At 76.2% G+C, this 22,304-nt stretch carries 7 protein-coding genes; 1 reads left to right on the top strand and 6 read right to left on the bottom strand.

Annotated elements, in window-relative coordinates:
* Positions 1 to 50: 50 nt before the first annotated feature.
* Genes ACFY23_RS25045 through ACFY23_RS25020 form a run of 6 tightly spaced genes read right to left on the bottom strand, consistent with a single transcriptional unit; the run spans position 51 to position 21,121 of the window.
* Entirely contained in the window at positions 51 to 1,871 is a 1,821-nt protein-coding gene (locus tag ACFY23_RS25045) for a hypothetical protein (RefSeq protein WP_350685982.1), read from the bottom strand.
* 44 nt (positions 1,872 to 1,915) lie between these two features.
* Positions 1,916 to 3,760 (bottom strand): hypothetical protein, encoded by a 1,845-nt coding sequence (locus tag ACFY23_RS25040; RefSeq protein ID WP_350685983.1) that lies wholly within the window; start codon positions 3,758 to 3,760, stop codon positions 1,916 to 1,918.
* On the bottom strand, positions 3,757 to 8,274 hold the full coding sequence (locus ACFY23_RS25035; RefSeq protein WP_350819271.1) for a hypothetical protein: 4,518 nt from the start codon (positions 8,272 to 8,274) through the stop codon (positions 3,757 to 3,759). Before ACFY23_RS25035 ends, ACFY23_RS25040 begins: the two co-directional genes overlap by 4 nt.
* Positions 8,274 to 13,109, bottom strand: a complete 4,836-nt coding sequence (locus tag ACFY23_RS25030) for a hypothetical protein (RefSeq protein ID WP_350681904.1) — start codon at positions 13,107 to 13,109, stop codon at positions 8,274 to 8,276. The genes ACFY23_RS25035 and ACFY23_RS25030 overlap by 1 nt, the downstream gene beginning before the upstream one ends.
* 1 nt (position 13,110) lies before the next feature.
* Positions 13,111 to 16,698 carry a DUF6603 domain-containing protein gene (locus ACFY23_RS25025; protein ID WP_350681902.1) on the bottom strand — a complete coding sequence of 1,196 codons (3,588 nt, stop codon included), beginning with the start codon at positions 16,696 to 16,698 and terminating at the stop codon, positions 13,111 to 13,113.
* A gap of 55 nt (positions 16,699 to 16,753) precedes the next feature.
* Entirely contained in the window at positions 16,754 to 21,121 is a 4,368-nt protein-coding gene (locus tag ACFY23_RS25020; protein WP_350681900.1) for a peptidoglycan-binding protein, read from the bottom strand.
* 746 nt (positions 21,122 to 21,867) lie between these two features.
* Between ACFY23_RS25020 and ACFY23_RS25015 the strand changes: the two genes are divergently transcribed.
* Positions 21,868 to 22,302, top strand: coding sequence for a hypothetical protein (locus ACFY23_RS25015; RefSeq protein WP_350819270.1), 435 nt, complete (start codon positions 21,868 to 21,870; stop codon positions 22,300 to 22,302).
* Positions 22,303 to 22,304 lie beyond the last annotated feature (2 nt).

Genomic DNA, 22,304 nt, shown 5'->3' with positions numbered 1-22,304 from the left:
ACGGCCCCCGGGGCCGGGCGTCCTTCCGGTGGCCCGGCCCCGAGCGCGGGTCAGTGCGTCGCCGGCACCTCCACCTCGAGCGGCTCCAGGTCGGCACGGACGGCCTTGACCTCCCAGTAGAAGGCGTGCGAGGCGGGCGACCCGTCGACGGTGCGGACCCGGAAGGCCCCGTCCTTCACCCGGCTCGCGGCCAGCGCGGAGACCGGCTCGTCGTCCTCGAAGACCGGCGTCAGGTGCACGGTCCGGCCCTCCGGCCGGGTCAGTGCCTCGAAGTACGCGGGCAGTTCCACAGTGGCGCTGCCGCCGTCGAGCCGTGCCTCACCCCGGTAGTAGACGCCGTTCTCCGGTCCCTCGATGGCGGCGTGGATGAGCTGGCGGCGTTCGGTGGCGTCGGGGGCGTCCAGTGGGTGGTCGATGGCGAACTGCTTGGACTTGCCCTTGATCACGCCGGTGCCGGCCATCAGGCTGATGTTGTAGCCGCTCGACTCGTTGCCGAGATAGATGGCGGCGGAGGCGAACAGGTCGAACGTACTGATGCCGCCGCCGCTCCAGGAGGCGATCGGCGGGGTCGAGGGGCCCGCCACGAGCGTGCCGTTGATCCGCACGTCGCCGCCGAAGTGGCCCCGCTTCTCCACCCACAGGCAGCCGGTGTCGGCTCCGCTGCCGCCGCCGTAGCCGACCCACACACCGGCGGCGTTGAGCAGGTGCAGCCGCTCCGGGCCGTTGATGTGCAGCCGCGTGCCGCCGTTGATCGAGCTCCAGTTGGGCATGGACAGGTCGCCGGCCACCGACAGGCCCTGTGCCGACAGTCCGCCCTGCACGGTCAGGCCGCCGTTGCCGGTGGCGTCCTTCACCACGGTGACCCCGCCGGTGGCCCGCACGGCGAAGCCGCCCTCGGCGGTCAGCGACAGCCCGCCGCGCCCGCGCAGGCTCGCCGCCCGCAGCTCCTTGACCGCCAGGTCGGCGTACGGCTTGCTGCCCTCGCCGTAGCCGAGCGCCGGCCCGTCGTTGCTGCGGTCGACCAGCTCGAAGCCCTTGCCGGCGCGGAACGACAGCTGTGCGTGCTGCACGCCGGGGCCCCAGAAGCCGAGCGCGGTGACGACCTGCCCGGGGGAGACGATGGCCCCCTCCAGGCTGCCCAGGTGCAGCATGCCGCCGGCGATGCGCAGCCGGTCCGCGTTGTGCTGGGTGAAGGCGATGATGTCGTCGGGGTCGTTGTTGTTGGCGATGCGCAGGATGGTGTTCTCGCCGCTGTACGGCCAGTACCGGATGTACGCCTCGTCGCCCGCGCCGCCGCCCGGGTCGTTGGGGAAGGTGATGCCGGACTGGGCGCCGGCGCCGACGGCCGGCACGATCGCCCCGACCGGGACCCGGAGGCCCGCCGCCACCCGCCCGGTGCTCTGCACCGTGATCGTGCCGCCGGCACGGGTGACCGTGCCGAGCACGATGGCGTTCGCCGGATCGGCGGGGGCGGCGGCGGAGAACTCGATGCGCCCCTCCTCGGTCCACCGGGTCTCCCCGGCGATCCCGCCCTCGTCGCGCCGCTCGGTGAGGTACTCGTGGTAGCGGATCACCACGTGCCAGCTGCTGCCCTCGGCGGGCAGGGTCTTGCGGGTGTTCTCCGCAAGCACGATCACCCGGCCGGCGCCGTCGATCGCCACGCCCTGGCCGATCGTCACGTCGCTGCCGGTGGCGGTCACGTCGAGGCCGGTGACCACGCCTCGGGGCTGCAGCAGCCGGGCGGCGAGATTCTGCCGGGCCAGCAGGTAGTCCAGCGCCTGGGTCAGGTCGCCGGCGCGCAGGTACTGGTGGTCGTAGTACCGGGGCCGGGCCATCGGCAGCGGCAGGTCGTTCTTCCAGGTGATCGTCATGTCGTCTCCGCTGATCTGGTTCGGTCGGTGCGCGGGTGGGTCGTTCAGCGCGGTTGGACGGTGTCGTAGCGCAGGCCGCTGGACAGCTCGCCCGTGCCCGTGTGGCGGGCGCGGCCCAGCCACAGGTGCACCGAACCGTCGGTCCACCGGGCGAGCTGCCACTGGCGCAGCAGCCGGGTGCCGGCGCGCGGCACCTCCTCCTCGGGGATGGCCAGCTCCACCAGGTCGTCGCCACGCCAGCGCCAGTCGAGCAGGCGACTGTGGCCGGTGACCGCGACCGGCGGCCCCTCGCGGGACGGCTGCTGCAGCGGAACCCGGCGCAGCCGGACCACGTCGGGCCGGTCCTGCGTCGGTCCGGGGATCAGCGGCACCCAGTTGTCCGGCACGGTCGTGGCGAAGGCGTACGACAGGCTGGGCACCGCCCCGGCGTCGGCGACCGGTGGCCGCGGTGGCGGCGCCGCCCTGCCGACCTGGGCGGTGCGGTCGATGGGCCGGCCGGTGGCGCCGGTGACGGTCCGTTCGACGGCCCAGGCCAGGTTCGCCATCTCGTCGCGGCCGAGGCGTACCTCCTCCACCGGCTCGGAGTCGAGGGTGGCGGCGGCCGTGGCGGGCAGGACCAGCACGTCGGCCGCGCCGCCGGCGGTCGCCCCGGACGGGCGGAACAGCGCCGTGTCGTCGGGCGCGGCTGGCACGAGCGTCTGGATGCCGAAGGTGTCGGTGACGATCAGCGACCGGATCCGGGTGGCGGACCCGACGGGCAGTTCCAGCGGCACCAGGAAGTGGTCGTTGCCGTAGACGAGGCCGTACTCGACCAGGAACATCCGGGCCAGGTCGCCGGCGCCGGCGCCGATGCCGGCCAGGTTGACCCGGGCGTCCTCCAACTCCCAGAAGCGGGTCGAGGGCATGCCGGCGTACGCGACCGGGGTGGGCAGCAGCACCTTGACGACGTCCTCGACCGCCGGGGCGGCGTCGAGGGTCGCCCCGGGCTCGTGGTCGAAGTGGTACCAGTCCAGCCGGTCGCCGTCGTACTCGTGGGCGGTGAGGACCAGCTCGCCGGCGGAGCCGTGCGCGCCGACGGCGAAGTCGTACTCCAACCGCTCGCGCCGCCACGCGGGCCCCTCCTGGCCGGGGGCGCTGAACAGGGGCGTGAAGTCCTCGGGCGGCCAGGGCGGCGCGGCGGGCCGGGACGCGCCCGGCGCCAGCACGGCGGGCAACTGCAGCAGGTAGCCGTCCGGCGGACCGGCGGGGCGGGGCGGCACACCCAGCCAGGTCATCCACTCGGCGATCGCGCCGTTGACCGCGCCGACCAGCGTGGACGGCACCTCGTTCTCGGCGACGAAGCGGCCCTCGGCGCACGCGCGCAGAGCCAGGTCGCCGTGCGGCACCCGACCGGCGGCGATGCGCAGGTAGCCGAGGGTCTCGGTGTCCGCGGCCGACGCGGCGTCGGGCGGCACGGCCGGGACGGGATACCTGGCGCACAGCCGGGGCGCCAGCTCGCCGGCGCCGGCGGCGGCGAGCAGCCGCAGCAACTGCTGGCCGCTCTCGACGGCGAAGCGCAGGTCGCCGGCGGTGGCGGCGGACTCCCGTTCCACCACCGCCTCCAGCGGGGTGGCGGCGGGCAGGCCGACCGTGCTGCCGGAGGCCGTGCCGGGCCGGTAGCGGGTGAACGGGGCGGCCTCGGCGTGCACCCGGGCGCTCACCGGCGACCCGGTGTCCTCGCCGGTGAACTCGCCGAGCTGCCACTGCCGGGCGAGCAGCCACAGCGGGTCCGCGGTGCGGGCCTCCACGGCGGGGGCCAGGTCGGCGCGGCGGGTACGCGGTTCGAGGCGGGTCCAGGTGGTGACCGACGGGGTGTGCGTGTCGGCCAGGGCTGGTTCGACGGTGGTCACTGGCCCTCCTGTCCGCCCTGCGGCGCGAGCGTCGCGTCGGGGACGAAGTCGGTGGTGGTCGTGGTCTCGGCGACGTTGGTGGGGAAGTAGAGGGCGGGCAGGAACTGGCCGGCCGCGCCGAGGGAGTCGACGTCGACGGCGCGGGCGACGGCCAGGTCGAGGGCCTCCTCCAGGACGTTGGCGAGGGTGGCCGGCTGCCACGTCGCGTCGCCGTCGGGCGCGAGGCCGAGCAGCACGGCCTGCGGCGCGGCGGCGCCGGGGGCGTCGTACTCGAAGGTGAGGCCGGTCTGCACCCGCCCGGCGGGCACCACTTCCGTCCACTCGTCGACCAGCAGGCCGTGCACGGGCCTGGTCGGGTCGATGCCGCCGGGGGCGACGACGACCAGGGACACCGGTTCGGTGTTCGCGCGCGGTGGGGCCTCGCCCACCCAGCGGTCGCCGGGGGCGTACGGCAGCTGCGCCACCCGGACCGTGGCGGGCAGCTTCACCACGCCGCCGGCGTCCAGGGCCTGCGCGGTGGTCAGCACCTCCTGGAGCCGGCCGACGGCGGGGCGGACCCGGCCGTAGCGGGACAGCCACCGGCGCACCGGGTGCGGGGAGCCGCCCTGCAGCGCATCGCTGGCGGCCAGCGCGGCGGCCAGCTGCGCCGGCTGGGGCGCGCCGGCGGCGGTCAGCACCGGCATGTCGGGGCCGAGCAGCGCCCGGACGCGGGCGATCTGGGCGTCCCGCCGCCGCGCGGGGGTTGCGGTCGACCGGTCGAAGTCGGTCGCCGGGTCGCAGGTGCAGGCCGACGGTGGGCAGGGCGCCCGGTCGTGCAGGTCGGCGACGACCCGGCAGTGGGCGGCCAGCCGGCGGTCCAGCTCGTGGCCGGCGACGAGGGCGGCCTCGGCGACCGCGCCGGCGGTGCCGGCGGCCGGCGGCGGGGGCACCGCGCCGGTGACGCCGAACCCGGCGGCGGTGTCCAGCAGCAGGCGGACGGCCGTCTCGTCCCAGCCGGGCGCGTCGACGGCCGGGACGGCCCGCAGAGCGGCGGCGGCGGTCCGCGCCGACTGCCACAGCTCGTCGGTCTGGGCCTTCAGCACCGGATCCACCTGCGGGGGCGCGTCGGGGTCCAGGCCGAGGTCGGCGGCGAGGACCGGCCGGGACCGGCCGAACAGGTCCCGCAGCACGTTGACGGCGTGCAGGAACTCGGCCAGGCCGAGCTTGTCGGCGGCCCAGGCCGGGTCGCGGTCGTACGCCAGCTCCAGCGTCCAGTCCGGTCGCACCTCGGCGGGCCGCAGCTTCGCCCAGGTGACGAGGGCGATGCGCCGGTCCAGTTCGGCGTCGTCGGGGCGGCCGGGGTGCGGCGGGGCGGCGAGCAGGTCGATCGCCGGGGTCTGCAGCCGGTCCAGGCTCGCGTCGCGCCACGGCGTGGCGGTGACCCCGTCGGGGGCGTGCCAGCGGTAGCGCCAGAACACGCGCGGCGAGGGCGGCAGCAGCACGGAGGTGAGCGCGTCGGCGGGGCTGCCGATGATGCGCGGGTGCTGGGCGCGGGCGGCCGGCCAGTCCTGCCGCAGTCGGTCCAGCCGGTTGTCGACGTTGACCAGCAGCAGCACGCGGTGGGTGAGGGTCGCGCCGGTGGCCGGGGTGCGGGTGACGTGCAGCTGCGGAGGGCTGGCGGCGGCGCCGGAGGCGGCGTCGACGGCCGCCGCGGCCCGGTTCGTGTCGCCCAGGGCGAGCTGGTGGACGCTCTCGGCGAGCAGCGTGTCGGCCACGGCGTCGGTGGCGTCGGCGAGGTCGGCGAGCACCTGCCGCACGGCGGTGCGGGCCGCGCCGGGCAGCGCGGCGAGCTGTGTCTCGATGGCCTTGGCCTGGTGCAGCCGGTGCAGCTCCAGCCCGTCGACGGTCGCCGCCGACTCGACGGTCGCCGTGACGGTGGTGGTGTCCTCGTCGGCGTCGACGCGGTGGGCGCGCACCGGCGCGAGCCGGCGGAACAACGGCAGGAGCTGGTCCAGCGGGCCGTCGGGGTGGTCGTGCAGGCCGCGCTCGAAGCGGTAGCCGAGCAGGGCGCCGAGGCTCTGGCCGGCGCGGACGCCGTCGAGCAGTTGCTCGGCGAGGCGGACCCGGCGGGAGGACAGGTCGACGGCCATCGGGTGGTCGCCGCCCTGGTGGGAGCGCCACGCGCTGCGCAGCACGGCGGTGGTGACGGCCTGCGCCGGCGAGGGGGCGTGCACGTGTCCCGCGCCGTCGGGGGCGGCGGGCAGCGTCGGCGGCGCCACGGTGTCGGGCACGTCGGCGGGGCGGGGCACCATCCGTGGCGGCCCGGCCGGCCGCAGGTCGACCAGCCAGCCGTACCCGCCGACGTGCACCCCGGCCGGCGGCCCGGCGGTGAGCTGGGCCAGCCGGCGGGTGGCCAGCGAGGTGATCCAGGCGTCCAGCCGGTGCGTGGCCAGGCCGAGGGTGCCGGCGACGTGCCGGTGCAGGTCGGCGGGGGACAGCCCGGCGTCGAGCGCGTCGCCCAGGTCGGTCAGAGCCGCCCGGAAGGCGCGCAGGTCGGCGGTGGCCCGGACGTGGCGTGGGTCGAGCTGGGCACTGGCGAGATAGCTGCCGACGGTCTCGCCGGGGGCTCCGGGCACGGGCACGGCGAGGCGGCGGCGCAGCACGCGCGTGGAGTCGTGCGGGCGGATGTCGACCAGCTCCGGCTCCGGGATCTCCGCCGCGGCGGGCAGGGCCGCCTCGGCGGCGAACGCGTGCGCGGCCGCGGAGTGCTCGGCGATCAGGGCGGCGCGCAGCAGCCGGTGGAACAGCGGCACCGGCCCGTCCCCGGGACTCGCCGGCACCTCGTCGCCCTCGAGGCCGACGGCGGCGAGCGCGTCGAGGTACGCGCGGATCCGGTCGGCGCGGGGCTCCCCGGGCCCGTCCAGCAGGGGCGTGCCGAGGGCGTACGCCTCCTTGGCGAACACGGCCAGGGACAGCCGCGGGTCGGTGGGGCTGCCCAGCCCGAGGGCGGCGAGCAGGTCCCGGGCCGGTTCGACGACCTGTTCCCGCCAGTCCGGGCCGAGGCCGAGGCGGGCGAAGCGCCACAGCCAGCTGACGTACTCGTTGCCGAGCATGCTGCGGGCGCGTACCTCCAGCACCCGCGCGTCGGTGGCCAGGATGTCCAGCAGGGTGCGCTCGGGGTCGGCGAGGCCGGGGACGATCCGGGGGACGGGGGAGGGCAGCCACACCTGCTGCCAGAGCTTGGTCAGCAGCCCGACGGCCCGGGGCACGGCGCCGCCGACCGGGCTCCAGTCGCGCAGGCTGGCCACCGGCAGCAGCCCGTACGGCTGGCGGCCGATGCGCAGCGTGGGCAGCGGCCCGTCGGCGTGCACGTGGGCGACGAAGTGCTCGCGCAACGCGACCTGCTCGGCGGGGGTGGCGACGGGCAGCAGGTCCCGCAGCAGGGCGCCGAAGCTGGCCGGCCAGAGCAGGCGGCGCACCAGCCGTCCGGCGGGCCGGTCGGCCGCCGTGGCGCCGGCGCCGCGCGCGAGCGCCGTCGGCGCGCCCGCGCGGGTCGGCGTGCCGCGGGCGGCGGTCACCGCGTCGTCTGACTCGGCGGTCAGCGACACGCCCAGGGCGGCGGCGACCAGCGCGGCGGCGGCCTCGGGCGCCTCGGCCGCCGTGGCGGTGTCGGCGCCGCTCGGCGCGGCGGTGGTGGGGGCCGCCGCCGGCGCGGCGGTGGCGGTGTTGTTGGTGGGGGTGTCGGGGGCGAGGAACGCCAGCCCGTCGGTCGCGGCGTGCGCCTCCAGCAGGCGCCCGAGGGCCTTGGCGGAGGCGTCGGGCGTGGCGGCGGTGTCGAGCCCGAACACCAGCAGCCGTTCCACCGTCTCCGGTCGCCCGTCGGCGCCGGTGGGGACGGTGACGGTCAGCGCCATGCCGGCGGCCTCGGCGGTGGCGAAGTCGACGGTCCAGCGCATCCCGGCGTCCACCGGCGGCGCCTCGGCGGGCACCTGGTCGATGGTGCCGGCGCCCCCGGCCGGTACGGGGGTGGGCCCGACGGGCAGGTCCGGGGTGACGGTGCCGGAGGTGCCGGTGAACAGCCGGCCGCTGGCGGTGCGGCCGACGGCGTACCAGCGGGTGGGCAGCAGCCGGGCCCGGGCCGGTTCGCACCAGGGGCCGGGGCGGGGCTCGAGCTCGGGGAAGTCGCCCGCGACGGGTTCCATCACCCGGGCGATCCAGGCGGCGCGGGGCGCGCCGAAGCGGCGGACCAGGTCGTTCCAGGCCGCCTCGTCGGGTGCGCCGGTGACGCCGCCGGGCCGGCCCTCGCCCCAGTACGCCCGGCCGGCGGCGATCTCCTCGACGGTGAGGTCCGGCTCGTGGTCGTCGACGTGGATCTGGTCGGGATAGACGCGGATCTTCAGGGTGGCGCCGGCGAACCGGGTCTCCAGGCGCACCGGCAGCATCACCGCGGGGGCGAGCGCGGACAGCGTCCACGGGGTCTGCGTCAGCACGGTGGCCAGCGGCGGCCGGTTCGCGGCGTACGACGAGGTGGTCATCACTGGTTCTCCGGCGTCGGTAGCAGGTCGCTGGCGTGGCGGGCGAGCAGGACGGGGCGTTGCAGCACGGCGAGGGCGGTGTCGGCGGCGTTGCGGCCGTGCCGGGCGGCGAAGACGACCGCGTCGGGCGGCAGCGGGTCGCCGGTGAGGTCGACGCCGAAGCGGGGCGCGGCCGGCTGCTCGCGCAGCAGGAAGAAGTAGCCGGCCGCGCCGTCGGCCTGTCGGGTGGCGCCGCGGGCGACGTCGGCGGTGAACGGGAACCCGAACAGCAGCAGGTCGGGCGACAGCCACGCGTGGAAGATGGGCAGGACGTCCGGGCCGGTGGGTTCCCGCAGCTCGGGGCCGGTCCACGCGGCCTGGCGCATGGTGACGATGGTGGAGGGGTAGCGGCGCAGCAGCTCACCGCGGATGACCAGCACGAGGGACTGCTCGCCGGGGGCGCCGACGGCGGTGAGGTGGCTGCCCAACGGCCCGTTGCGCCAGGCGTCGTCGGTCAGCGGCGGGATGTCGGTGAGCGGCGCGCCGGCCGAGACGGCGCCGCGTACGTCCCAGAACTGCCGGAACCAGGTCTGCCGCGGGTCGGCGGGGAACTCCCGCCACAGCATCTCCCGGCTCATCTCGTGGTTGAGCCCGACGAGGAAGGCCTCGATGAACCGGGGGTTGGCGGCCAGCGCGGTCATCGTCTCCGGCGCCACCGCGGGCAGGTTCGGCACGACGTGCTCCTGGGACAGGCCGCGCAGCAGCTCGTAGGCGGGGACGGTGAAGCTGACGCCGGCGAGCAGCCGGCGCAGCGGGTCGCCACTGTCGGGCAGGGCGTCGACCAGGTCGCCGTCGCCGAGGGTGAGCCCGGCGAGCACCTCCCCGGCCACGGCGGTCTCGGGACGGACCGTCTCGCGGACGGCCGCCGCGGCGGTGGCGAGGTCGACCGGCGCGGGCCGGTGGTTGCGGGCCAGCGACTGCGCCGGGGCGAGCCGGCCCTGGTGGGCCGCCGCCGCGGCCATGAAGTCGTCGCCCATCCGGGCCCGGTCGGCGACGAGGTCGGCCCGCAGGTCGGCGATCGCGACCGTGCAGCCGCGGGCGGTGCCGGTGTCGGCGGCCCCGGTGACGGTGACCGCGGGGCTCCAGCTGACGGGCACGCCGGCGGGGTCGAGGTCGAAGGCGGTGCGGTAGGTGACGGTGGTGCCGCTGCGGCGGGCGACGACGAGGTCGGGGCGGCGCGTGCCCGTCACGTCGGCCACGGCGACACCCGCCCCGGCGGCGCCGGCGACGGCCGCCTCGTCGGGCACCGCGCGGGCGGTCGTCCAGCCGTTCACGACCCGGCCGCGCCGGTTGAGCCCGAGCCCGGTGAGGTAGCGGGCCACCGGGGTGGCGCCGACCGAGCCGGCGGCGAAGACCAGCAGGTCCGGGACCTGGTCGCCGGTCATGTCGACCACGTCGACGCCGACGGCGGTGATGACGTCGAGCTGCTGCGGGGTGGGCTGCGAGTCGCCCCACCCGCGGGTCACCGTGCCGGCCGCGTCCAGGCCCCACCCGACGCGGTAGTACACCCGGTTCTCGGTGCCGCCGGGGCGGCTGACCCCGTACGCGACGACGAGTTCGGGCTGCTCGTCGCCGTCGAGGTCGGCGAGGGCGACGTCGAGGCCGGCGGAGTGGACGCTGACCGGGTCGGGCAGCTCGTACGGGCCGCTCCACCCGGCGGCGGCCGTGCCGGTGGCGGTGGCGTCCCGGCCGACCCAGTAGCTGATCCGGCAGGTGCCGTCGGGGGCGGGCAGCAGGGCGGCGGTGACCAGGGCCGGCCGGCCGTTCGGCGTGAGCGGGCCGATCGTGGTGGCGGTGGCGCGGGCCGCCACGGGAATGGCCGGTCCGTCCACGGCGGCGGTGAGGACGCTCTCCCGTACCGCCCCGTCGTCGCCCATGTTGTGCGCGATCTGCATCCGCGCTCGGCTGCCCGTGCCCACCGGGACGGTGTGGGTGAACAGGAGCGACGCGAGCAGCCCCACCCGGGGGGCGAACCGCAGGTGCGCCGGGGCGGGCGCGGTGTCCGGGCCGGCGCCGCGCGGGTCGGCGGGGGTGCCGTGGTCGATCCAGCCGGTCGGGGCGTAGCCCCAACGCCACGAGGTGAGCCGGCCGTCGCCGGTCACGGCGAAGATCTCGCCGCTGCGGAACTCGCCGAGCACGGGGCCGGGGCGGTGGCGGCCGAGACCGCCGGCCGGCGCGGACCCGATCACTTCCCAGCCCCAGTACTCCCGTTCGTGTCCGTCGTGGTACCAGCGGAAGCGGCGCATCAGGCGCACGTCGCCCGGGTTGGCGTCGGGCGCGCCGAGAGCGATGATCGACATGCCGTCGTCCTCGCCGATCTGGGCCGCCTGCTGCCCGAGCGAGACCACCCGCCGCCCCTCGGGGGCCGCGTCGTGCCGGTAGAGGGACCCGTCGGAGAGCTGGGAGACCAGCCAGCCGTCCGTGGTGACGTAGGAGAAGCGGGACCCGTACGCGGACGGGTGCTGGCTGGCCGGTGAGCCCCACACCGGCGGGATGGCGTCGTTGCCGACCTGGCTCCACTGCCCGCCGTGGACGAACAGCCGGTTGTGGCTGGTGGCGACCAGCACCGTCGACCCGATCGGGCGGGGGGTGCCCCAGAGCCGCTCGGTGGACCACATCGCCGGCGCTCCCAGCGACGTCCACGACCCGGCTGCCGGGTCGTAGCGGTACAGGTTGCCGTCCCCGCCGAGCAGGTAGATCTGGTTGCCGCCGGCCGTCGGGCGGCTGCGTACCCCGAGTGGCGGCGCCCCGCAGTCGCGCCACACCCACCGGTCGCCGTCCCACCGCCGCTCGAACAGCCGGCTGTCGCGGGTGCGTACGAACACCCGGTGGGGTGCCACGGTGGCGCCGGAGGTGGCCACGGCGGTGCCCGGCGGGAGGCCGTGGTCGCGCCACACCCACTGCTCGCCGACGCGGCGGCGCTCGAACAACCGACCGTCGGCGGCGCCGAGGAAGAACCGGTCGCCGCCGAGCAGGTCACCGGCGTTGGTGGCCACGGTGGTGACCGAGTCGTCGGCGGCCAGCGCCCGGATGCCCGCCGTGACGCCGGCCGGGTCGTCGGCGGCCAGCGCCTGCACGCCGGTCGTGCTGGTGGTGTGCCACCACGGGTTCTGGGCGGCCTGCTCGATGACGGCGCGGGTCAGCGAGCCGAGCCCACGGCCGTCGGTGACCAGCGTGTCCAGCACCTTGCCGCCGGCGGGCACCTTCGCGGCGGGCACCGCGCTGGCGCCGCCGGCCAGCCGGGCCAGCGCCGTCGGCCCGCCGTCGGCGTCGACCCGGCGGGCGAGGGGCCCGCGGGGGCGCAGCAGCCGGCGCAGCGGCGCGGTGGTGGCGGCCCGCGCGCCCGGGTTGCCGTCGAGCTGCCGGTCGAGCGGGTCGCCCGTGGCGGCGAGGCGGGCGCCGGAGCCGGCGTCGACGAGGTCGTGCACCGGCTGGGTCATGGCCACGAGCTGGTCGTCGCCGACCGGCGTGCCGGGGGAGTCCGGGTCGACCCGGCGGGCGAACAGGGCGGTGGCGGTGTCCCGGGCCGCCTGGCCGCGGCGGAGCTGCTCGTTGGCCTCGCGCAGCTCGGCGGCCCGTTCCCACGCGGCGGCGGCCAGGTCCTCCTGGTGGCGTTGCACCACCTGGGTGCCGAGGGCGGCGGCGGCCCGGTAGCGGGGGTCCAGGTTGAGTCCGGCCAGCCAGCGCGGTTCCGCGTCGCCGGTCGGGACCTGCCCCTGCTGGGAGTGGATGTTGCCGTACAGCGGCGGGGTGAGCCGGTCGTCGGCGTGGCGCAGCAGGTCGGTGAGCGCGCCCTGCCAGGCCTGGCGGACGTCGTCGGCCCAGACGGTCGGGGTCATGCCGGGCGCGGCGAGGGCGCCTTCGAAGCCGAGCACGGAGCGGCCCTCGACGCCTTCGTCGTCGCCGGCGGGCAGGCCGCCGCCGGGCGCGGCGATGTCGACCGGCCGCCGGCCGACGTCGTCGGGCAGGACGCGGGCCCGCAGCCGGCGGGCCAGGGACTCGAAGTCGCCGTCGGGGCCGGTGCGGAACGTCCAGTGGTGGTAGACGGGCAGCAGCACCGGATCGTCGGGGCCGGGGTGGGCCGAGTCGGGACCCCAGGCGGGCGCGAGCGGGCCGGCGTCGTCGACGGTCTGGCCGAGTCCGGCGTGGACCCCGGCGGCGAACGCGGGCACCACGGCGGCCAGGTAGTCGGTGCCGGCGGCGAGCCGGCGCGGGCACAACAGCCGCGACAGGGTGCGCTCCGGGGCGGAGGCGATCACCTTGGACAGGTCCTCGTCGTCGTCGGTGACCAGCACCTGGGCGTGCGCCCACGCCCAGGACTCCGCCAGCACCGGCAGGTGCCGCACCGTGGTGGCGAGCCGGGCCAGGGCCTGACCGGGCTGGGTGCGCAGCTCCGCACCGCCCTCGCCGACCGGCACCACGACGAGGACCAGCCACGGGCGCAGCCCGCCGTTGGCGTCGGGCCGGGCCGGGGTGTACCGCCACGGCAGGTCGGGGTCGTCGAACTCGACGGCGGCCAGCAGGGACACCTCGACGTTCTCCGCGCCGGGCGCCGGGTAGCTGCGGATGACCTCCTGCGGGTCGACGCCGACGACGTCGCCCGGCCCGTGCAGCAGCGCGGTCGTGGTGCCGGTGATCTGCTCGGTGTCGCCGGTGGCGGTGTCGGTGCCGAGCGCGGCGACGGTGAGGGTCACCTCGGCGCGGGGGCGGGGCAGTACGCCGGCCAGGGTGTCGGTGTGGGAGACCACGCGGGCGACGCCGTCGCGGACCCAGGGCAGGAAACGCAGGCCACCCATGTCAGCAGACCTCCAGCTCGACGGGCGTGATCCTCGGGTGGGGCACCCGGACGCGGGGGCGGCGCGGCGCCGCCGGGGCGGCGGTCGCGCGTCGCTGCGCCGGCACGGTCGCGGCGGCGGCGCGCGGCGCGCGGGCGGCCGGCGCGGTGGCGGCCAGGTCCAGGGTGGGGCCGGTGAAGCGGGCGGCGCCGCCGCGGCGGCTGCCGGCGTAGGCGGCCGGCGCGGTGGCCGCGAACCGTGCCAGCAGGTCACCGCCGCGGGCGGCGAGCCGCGCCGTCGTCGGCTGGGCGGGCAGGGGCCGGCCGGCGGCGTCCGGGTCGTCGATGATGATCCGGTCGTACGCGGAGTCGTCGGCCAGCTCGGCGAAGGTGGTCAGGTCGGCCGACGGGAGGGTGGTGCCCTCCGGCAGCGCGACGGTCCGCCCGGCGGCCAGCCGCACGAACCCGGGGGTGGTGAGCTGCTCGGTCGGGGACAGGTCGCGGAACTGCCCCGGCGCGAAGTCGTCCTCGACGGTGTCGCCGAGGCTGCCGGCCAGGGCGTCGTCGCCGGTGCCGACGCTCACCCCGGTCAGCGTGAACCGGTTCGGCCCGCTGATCCGGGACGTGCCGACGCGTTGCAGGTCGGTGTCCAGCGGCAGCACGTTCTCCCGCACCGACAGTTGCGCGCCGGGTTGCAGCAGCATCGGCCCGGTCCAGCCGGTCAGGTCGCGCAGCGTCACCGGCTCGCCGGCGCCGATGGCGGGGCGGATCTCCCACGCCTCGGGCGCGGACAGCGCGGCGCGCAGCGTCTCGGCGGCGTCGACGTGGGTGGGTTCGTCGGCCGCGGCGGTGTCGCCGTCGGTCCAGTTGAACTTCGCCGACACCTCCCAGAACAGGAACTTGATCCGCGCCTCGCCCCAGGCCTTCCACGGGCCGGGCCCGGAGACGCCGATGAGCAGGTTGATCGCCAGCAGTTCCTTGTCGCCGTACTTCAGCGACACGGTGGCGCCGATCTCGGCGGTGAACCAGAACGGCTTGAACTGGAACATCACGTCGAGCCAGGCGCGGCCGTCGATGACGAAGCCGCCGCCCTCGAAGTGCAGCTTCAGCTCGGCGCCGAACTGGGCGGTGTTGCTGGTGACCGCCAGGTACGCCTCCAGGTTGATGCCCTTGCCGGACTTCTGCAGGGCGATGCTGAAGCGTTTGACCGGCGGGAAACCGGGCGGGGGTGTGTAGCGGGGATGGAAGCCGCCGATCGACATGGCGAAGGTGCGCCCGGCGCCCCAGCGGGCCCGCAGCGCCATCTCCCCGGAGACCGGCCGGCCGAACAGCTTCGAATCGATCAACGCCGCGTCGAGGCTGATCTCGCGGCGGGCGAAGTCGACCATGCCGAAGGAGTCCAGCCGGAACTTGCCGGCGTCCTTGAAGTCGATGACGAGCTTGCCGAGCAGCAGGATGCGCACCGGGTCGGGGAACTCGACGAGCACCCCCAGGTCGGCGACGACCTGCCCGCCGAGGAAGTTCAGCCGCACCATCGCGCCGAGGACGGTGCCGGTGGTGTCGACCGGGAACAGGCGGCTGAGGGTGGCGATGACGGCCGGGGCGTTGGCGACGGGGTCCTGCGGGAACAGCAGCGCGTCGAGGGTGCCGGCGCGGGCGGCGTTGCGGAACTCCTCGGGGTTGCTGCGCCGGTTGTGCCCGACGACCAGGCCCAGGCCGGTGATGGAGATGCCCCAGAACAGCATCAGCCCGGGGAACCACTCGTACGTGCCGGCGAGCAGCAGCGAGAAGCTGTGCTTGCCGTCGGCCTCGGTCAGCCGGCTGCCGTCGGGGTTGCGGGTGTTGACGATCGCGGTGGCCTGGAGCCGGAAGCCCTTCATCGGGGCGAGCGGCGTGGTGGAGGCCATGCCGAGCTGCAGGGCTCCGGCGTACATGCCGCGGGGCTCGTCGACGAACAGGTAGCCGCCGCCGGAGACGAGGCCGTTGTCCATCCGCAGCGCGACCCCGTCGGGCGCCTTGAACCCGGGGGCCAGGTCGGCCACGCCGAGGTTGCCGCCGCGGGCGTCGTCCCCGCTGCCGGCCGGCAGCGCCGGCGGGAAGGTGAGGTCGGCGCGGACGCCGATGTTCTCCACCGTGACGTGCAGCGGCCCCAGCGTGGCCTTCACGGTGGTCGTGATCAGCAGGCTGACCGCGCGGGTCTGCGTGGAGGCCTGCAACGCGATCCGCAGCCCCTCGACGCCGATGCCGTGCCAGGACAGGTGCACCGGGTACTCGGCGGCCAGGGCGGCGGCCCCGGCCAGGTGCAGGCCGGTGCGCATCGACCAGGCGGCGCCGAGGTCGAGGCCGAGGCGCAGCCCGTCGGCGGGCAGCAGCTTGGCGAGCAGCCCGTCGCCGTCGCCGGCGCGGACGACCAGCTCGGCGCGGCCGGCCTGCACGCCCAGCTCGACGTCGTCGCGGCCGGCGCCGAGGCTGGCCCGGCCGGTGATGACGAGCTGCCCGACGGCGAGGTGGGTGCCCTCCGGCGCGCCGATGATCCAGCCGGGCTCGCCGGCCGGCGCGATGCGGGCGATCTCGGCGGCCCACTTCACGACGGCCGCGTCGCCGCTGAACGTGACCCCGTCGCTGTTGACGGCGATCGCGGGGCCGGCGCCGCTGAGGTCGGTGGCGACGTTCCACGCGCCGATCGACCCCTCCAGGTGCGCCTCGCCGGTCGGGGCGAGGATCACGGTGAAGCGGCCGTCCCAGCTCGCCAGGCCGAGGGTGACGCCGACGCCGAAGGTGGGCTGCCACGGCGCGAGCCCGGCACCGGTCGGCGGGGGCTCCCCGCCGGGGGTGCGCAGCCCGGTGAACCGCAGCCGCAGCAGGCTGTCGGCCAGCCGCCGCCCCACCTCGCCCTGGTCGGGGCCGACGCCGGGGCGTACGCCCTGGTCGGCGTCAAGGCCGAGGGCCCGCAGCGCCCGGGCGAGCCGGGGCAGCAGCCGGGCGGACAGCTCCGCCACGCCCTCCGGGGTGTCCCAGCCGGCCGGGGCGTACAGGTTGCGGAAGTAGCCGCCGGGGTCGGCGACGAGGTCGACGACGCGTTCGAGGTGCAGCTCGTCGCGGCGGCGGGGCAGCCGGATCGGGGCGTCGCCGGGCGGCATCGGCGCGCTGGGCAGGCCGTCCGCGGCGGGGGTGACCAGGCCCAGCAGGTCCAGCACGGGCACCGTCCACGGTGCCCGGCGCAGCAGGTACGTCAGCACCAGCAGGTCGAGCAGGTCGTCGGCGAGTTCCTCAGGCAGGCCGGCCACGTCGGGCAGGTTCCCCTGCAACGTCGGCGGGAGTGCGCCGATCTTGCCGAACGCGTCGCCGGCCGCGGCACCGAGCTTCTTCACCGCCTCCAGGCTGTCCAGTTCCCCCTCGGCGGCCGAGGCGAGCGCGTCGAGGGCCGGGCCGATGGTCTTCACCCAGTCCTCGAAGCGGGCGGCGTCGAAGCCGCTGACCGCCTCCAGGTCCCAGCCCAACGCGCGCATCAGCCGGGCCCGCTGCCACGGCTCGTACGCGGCCAGCACCGGTTCGGCCAGCAGCCGGATCTCGTTCCACAGCAGTGCCAGCGCGTTCTTGGCGTCGCTCATCGTCCGTCCCGTCCCTTGTGCTGCCGGCCGCTGTCCGTCGCCGGTGGTGTGCTGCTCACGCGGTCACCCGCGGCAGGTCGCCGAGGTCCAGCCGCAGCGACCCGCGGGCCGCCGACAGGCCCCGCTCGGCGGCGGGCAGCGCGTCCAGCGGCAGCGTGTAGTGCCGCCCTGTCGGCCAGGACGGCCAGGCGGCGAGCCGGGTCAGCGCGGTGGCGACCTCGGCGTCGCCCGCGACGACCTGGCCGATGGCGGTGACCAGCGCGGTCTCGTGCGCGTCGGTCCAGCCGGTGGGCGCCCCGCCGAAGTCCGCGCCCAGCGCCCTGGCCCTCGTGAGCACCAGGTGCAGCGGGGTGGCGGCGCGCGCCCGGGTGCGGAACTCCGGCTTCTCCGCGTTCGACGACGGCGGCCCGACCGCGACGAGCTGGTGCGCCCGGTGCTGCTGCCAGCAGGCGAGCAGCGCCACCGCCCGCTCGGAGGTGAACACGTCGCCGACGCGGGCCCGCCGCGGGTTGCCATCGGCGCCGGGCACGTTCGCCACCGTGGGGGAGACGTCCGGGTCGGGGGAGTCCCAGTCGGTGGCGAGCAGGTCGTGCAGCCGCTGCCGGGCGAACGTCCAGATGCCCCGGCGGACGCCGTCGTGGCCGCGCAGCGCCAGCGCGTAGCGGTGCATCCAGTGCCACGACCGCAGCCCCAGCAGCTCCAGCGTGGTGCTGATGCCCTCGCGGGCGGCGCCGGTCGGGTCGGTCCGCGCCGCGCGGGCGCGCAGCACCCGCAGGTCGGTGAAGAGCAGCCCGCCGCCGTCGCGTCCCCAGCCGGGGGCGGCGGTGACGCCCGCCAGCCCGCCCATCGCGTCGTAGGCGTCCCGGTCGGTGGCGCGCAGGAACGCCAGGTACGCCCACATCTCGCCCGGCTCGGAGTTCAGGTCGAGGTACGTCGGCACGGTCGTCGGCGTGACCAGCGGGCCGTGCGCCCGCCAGCCGAACGGCCCGAACCGGATCACCGCCGGGTCGTCCGCGGCGACCGCGTCGAGGTAGCTGCCGGCCGCGTCCGGCACCCGGTTCTCGGCGACGGCCCGCAGCACCTTGAAGGTGGACAGCTGCCGGGCGGCGCGCGCGCCCGCGTCCCCGCCGGCGCCGATCGCCGCGACCAGCGCGGCCAGCGACGGGCCGCTGAGGTGGTCCTGCGGGCGCGGCAGCACCGCCTCGGGCAGCAGCTCCGACTCGGCGTCGAGCACCGGGCCGCTCCACTCGGCCTCCGTGGCGTGCGCCCGGTACGCGCCCAGCCGGATCAGCTCCGGGAACCCATCCGGGGCCCGGCCCGCGCCCGCCGGCCGCCCGGTGACCACCCGCGAGTACACCCGCTGGTCGGCGGCGGTGACCTCGTCGAAGTTCCACACGTTCGGCTTGTCCAGCCGCTGCGGGACGTCCCCGGTGACCTGCCACGCCTCGACCACGACGGGCGAGCGCCACCGCTTGTCCAACCAGTGCTTGATCGCCACCTGGGTGGCCAGGTCGGCCATGCCGCTGACCGGCCCGAGGTACCGTTCGGCCTCCGGCACGTCCACCGGTTGCAGCCGGTCGGAGTAGCGGGGCGCGGTGGCGCCGGCCGGCTCGACCGCGGCGCGCTCCCGCCGGGCGTACGTCTGGAACTCCAGCACCGCCCAGTAGGTGACGAGGCCGTACACCCCGTCGACCGCCGCCGGCGCCAGGAACCCCAGGGTCGCCAGGTCCTGCTGCAGGCGGGTCACCCAGCGGTCCTTCACCAGATCCGCCGGCCGCTCCAGCCCGTCGTAGCGGGCCTTCGCCGTCGCCGTGGCGTCCCGGTCGTCGGCGCGCAGGTTCCACCCCCCGTACGGCGGGGTGACGGCCAGCGAGCAGCCGAAGGAGAGGTCCACGGTGAACGTGGTCAGCGCGGCCGCCCGGTTCTCCCCGGGCAGGTGCCACCACAGCCGCTGCGTCGCCGACTTGCACTCCCCGTCCGGCCAGTCGAAGGTGATCTCGCCGAGGTTGTTACGGCCGACGATCTCCTTGCCGTTGCCCCACGACCCCTTGTAGTGGTCCAGGTTCCGGGCCGCCGCCAGGTACTGCCCGAGCGCCTGGTCGCGCGGCAGGCCGGCCGGGTCCACCACCGACTCCGGCGTGCCGTCGCGGGCGACCTCCGGGTCGGCCTCGTCGTGGCGGACGAACTGCACGTACACGTTCCACTCCGGCTGCCGGGTCAACACCTTCAGCGCGTCGACGTCGCTGACCGAGGGCCGCCCGGAGACCCACCAGCCGGTCACGTCGTCGGCGGCCAGCGTCACCTGCACCCCGGCCTGCATGCGCTGGCCCTCCTTGTCGGGCAGCTCGTTGGCCCAGCCGACCAGGTCGATCCGCCCGGTGGCGTCCAGCAGCGGCACGTACCCGAGCGCGTGCAGGATCCGGGTCTTGCTGTCCTCGTTACGGAACCCGCTGGACACGAACCCGGCGAGCACCCCCTCGGTGCGGTTGACCCCCTCGAACGGCTTCGCCGGGTCCGGCCCGCAGGCGTACGGCAGGGTGGCGGAGTAGCGGATCCGCTCGGCGGAGCCGAAGTGGATGTCGCCGCCGAGCATGACCAGCCGCCGCCGCCGGACGCCGTCCGCGCCGGGCGGCGCGGCGGCGAACAGCCGGGCCAGGATCTTGTGTACGGCGGCGTCGCTGGTCACCCACGCGTCCTCCGCGTCGGCCTCGTACCGGCCGGCGAACGCCCTCGCGAGGGGCTGCGCGAGCTGCTCCAGGACGGGCACGCCGAACAGGGCGACCGGCTGCGCGACGACGGTGACCGCGTCGTCGCCCAGCACGCCGCCGCCGCTGATCATCTCGTTGAGCGGCTGGTCGTCGTAGAGCAGACCGCCCGGCTTGCCGGCGCCGGCCGGGTACTGCCGCCAGGTGCGGGTGTCCAACGCGACCAGCTGGTAGCGGGGCCAGGTGACGGCCCAGTGGTAGGTCAGGGCGCCCGCCGGCCGGGCCAGCCGGCCCTCGCTGGTGACCGCGGTCGGCAACCCGAGGCGGGTCCGCAACGACAGGTCGTCGCCGTCGTTGGGGGCGGCGACCCAGCCGCGCAGCGCGGCCAGCGCCGCCCGGCCCGGCTCCCCGGCGGCGCCAGACTCGGCGTACCGGTCGGGGGTGTTCCCCCACGCCTGGAACACGGCGTACGCGGCCATCGCGTTGCGCACCACCCGCCGGCCCAGTGGCGAGTTGACCACCGCGTCGGTGACCCACGAGCCGGTCATGTTCCAGTCGTCGGTGACCTCGTGGTCGTCGGCCACCATGTACGTCGCCACGTTCGCCAACTGCCGGCGCACCGCGCCCAGCCCCTGCCGGAACATCCGCAGCGCGAGGGCCTGCCGCTGCCACCGCTCGAACCGCTCGATGATCTCCTTCTGCTGCGCGCTGGGCGTGTACGCCCGCCCGGCCAGCATCAGGTCGTACACCGTCTCGCCGGGGCGGCGGTCCTGCGGGTCCTTCAGGATCCGGGTGTCCGCCGGCAGCACGTGCTCGAACCTCGGCCAGCTCTCCGGCCACAGCACGTCCGACCAGACCAGCAGGTACATGCACAGGTACTCGCGCAGCGACATCAGGTGGCTGTCGGCCGCGCCGGAGGTGAACTTCGCGTCCTTCGCCATCGTGTCGGCGCGCTTGCCCGGCGCGTACCGCACGTCCGTCGGCTGGTCGGTCGTCCCCACCGGCAGCACCTCGGCGGCCAGGCCCAGCCGGGCGGCCACCCCCAGGTACGCGGGCACCGCCGGCTCGCTGCCGTTCGCCGGCAGCGCGTCGTGGCCGTGGATCAGCGCGAGCAGCGGGTCGGCCACGTCGTCGGCGTAGATCTGGTCCCCGCCGAGCACGAGCTGGTGGGGGCGCTGGGCCGGGTCGCCGGCCGAGGCCGCGATGATCGGGTCGAGGGCGGGGAGCGCGTCGTAGCCCTCGCCGTGCGGCTTGCGGCACGATCCGTGGAAGATCCGCAGCCGGTTCGGGTCGGCCGGCGGGGTCGCGAAGGTCGGGAACGCGGGCGCGGCGGCCGACGCCTGCGCGTGCCCGACGTACGTCAGGGCCGCCCGCGCCGCCGCCGCGTCGGCGGCGACCACGCCGGCGTCGAACAGGCTTCCGGCGGCCGAGCCGCCGGAGAACCCCAGGTCGTAGCCGTAGAGGGTGCCGGGTTGCAGGGTGATCCCGCTCGCGGTGACCGCGACGACGTGCAGTCGTTCCCCGAGCCGCACCGTCGTACGGCTGGCGGTGCCGACCGTGGCGCCACGGGCGAACCCGGGGGCCGCGCCGACCGCGAACACGCTGAGCGTCACCGTGCACTCCGCGCGCAGCGCGACGAACACCGTGACGCTGGTCGGGTCGACCCGACGCACGACGGGACCGCTGAGCACCAGAGGCAGACCGGACGGAGCCGTCATCGCGCATCCCTTCGCCAATGGCCGAGCGACGGGACGGTAGGAGTCGCGCGGTGTCCAGAACGATTGAAGTCGCCGGGCTCCGCCGCGCCTACCGCGCAACGGTGCGGAACGTCCGCCCCGCCGTCGGGCAACCATCGGATCCACGACGGGCGGGCCGAGCCGACCGGGCGGGCCGGGCGTCCACTCAGTCCGTTCCTCTGACGGAGACCCGACGCCGACCTGTCGCCGGGCGTCGCGGCGCGGTAACGCCGGCAGCGCCGGGCCCGGTGCCCACGTGGTCGCATCCCTTCCCCTCCCCGTGCGGACGCCGCTCCAATGGCCGACGTCGGCCCGGGAGCGTGCGTCCGGATGTCGTGGTGGCCGAACCGTCCGCCAGGTGTGGTGCGAGCGGGCTGTGCCGGCGAAGCCGTTGCGGCCCAATGGTTGCGGCACCTGGCGGCCACCTCGTCGCAAGTCTGTCGGCCCGGGGTGTACCAGCGACAGGGTCCGCTGTCCCGGGCGGCCGGGACACGGGGTCCGGATCTTTCAGCCGTCCGCACGACAACCGCTGCCCGTCCATCCGGTTGGTCACCGGTCCGAGCCGTCGAGCCGACCGGTCAGGCAGGCGCGGTTGAGGCGCCCACTCCGGCCCGCGGCACGTGGGTGGTGTTGCTACCCCCACCATCGGCCGCGTGGTGCCACGATCGCGGCCCCGGCTCGGCGCGACGAGCATCGAACTGCCACTGTCCAGGACCGAGGGAGCCGAGATGGCCGAGGTGAGCACGTCCGACCTGACCACGCCTACCCGTGACAGGACCAGCCGTGGCGGCGGCAGCGGACTGCTGCGGCGGTGGTTCGTCGACCCGACGGTTCGTGGACTGACCGGGCTGCCGCTCGCGCTCGCCGCAGCACCGTTGGCGTTGTTCGGCGCCACCGCACTCGGGCGGGTGCAGCTGCGGCTGGCCGACCGATACGGCGGCGGCACCGGCGTCGAACGGCAGCCGAAGACCCGACCGGTCGGCCCGGTACGCGTACTCGCGCACAGCTTCCTGGTGAGTCCTGGCGGTGCTGCGCTACCTGCGGAGTTGACCGGCCCGACCGGTTCTTGTCGGTGCCGGTCGGCATCATGGCGCGGTGACCGTCTTCGCCTACCGCAGCCCGTACGCGGGGCCGCTCAGCAAACACCTCCGTCGGCTGCCTGACC

The organism is Micromonospora sp. NPDC000121 (assembly GCF_042899165.1).
Lineage (GTDB): Bacteria > Actinomycetota > Actinomycetes > Mycobacteriales > Micromonosporaceae > Micromonospora.
This window is presented reverse-complemented; position numbering and strand designations above follow the sequence as displayed.

What these genes read in the sequence shown, in the direction of transcription:
- ACFY23_RS25045 (WP_350685982.1), bottom strand. Translation starts at nt 1,871, where the DNA reads ATGACGATCACCTGGAAGAACGACCTGCCGCTGCCGATGGCCCGGCCC.
- ACFY23_RS25035 (WP_350819271.1), bottom strand. Translation starts at nt 8,274, where the DNA reads ATGACCACCTCGTCGTACGCCGCGAACCGGCCGCCGCTGGCCACCGTG.
- ACFY23_RS25030 (WP_350681904.1), bottom strand. Translation starts at nt 13,109, where the DNA reads ATGGGTGGCCTGCGTTTCCTGCCCTGGGTCCGCGACGGCGTCGCCCGC.
- ACFY23_RS25025 (WP_350681902.1), bottom strand. Translation starts at nt 16,698, where the DNA reads ATGAGCGACGCCAAGAACGCGCTGGCACTGCTGTGGAACGAGATCCGG.
- ACFY23_RS25020 (WP_350681900.1), bottom strand. Translation starts at nt 21,121, where the DNA reads ATGACGGCTCCGTCCGGTCTGCCTCTGGTGCTCAGCGGTCCCGTCGTG.
- ACFY23_RS25015 (WP_350819270.1), top strand. Translation starts at nt 21,868, where the DNA reads ATGGCCGAGGTGAGCACGTCCGACCTGACCACGCCTACCCGTGACAGG.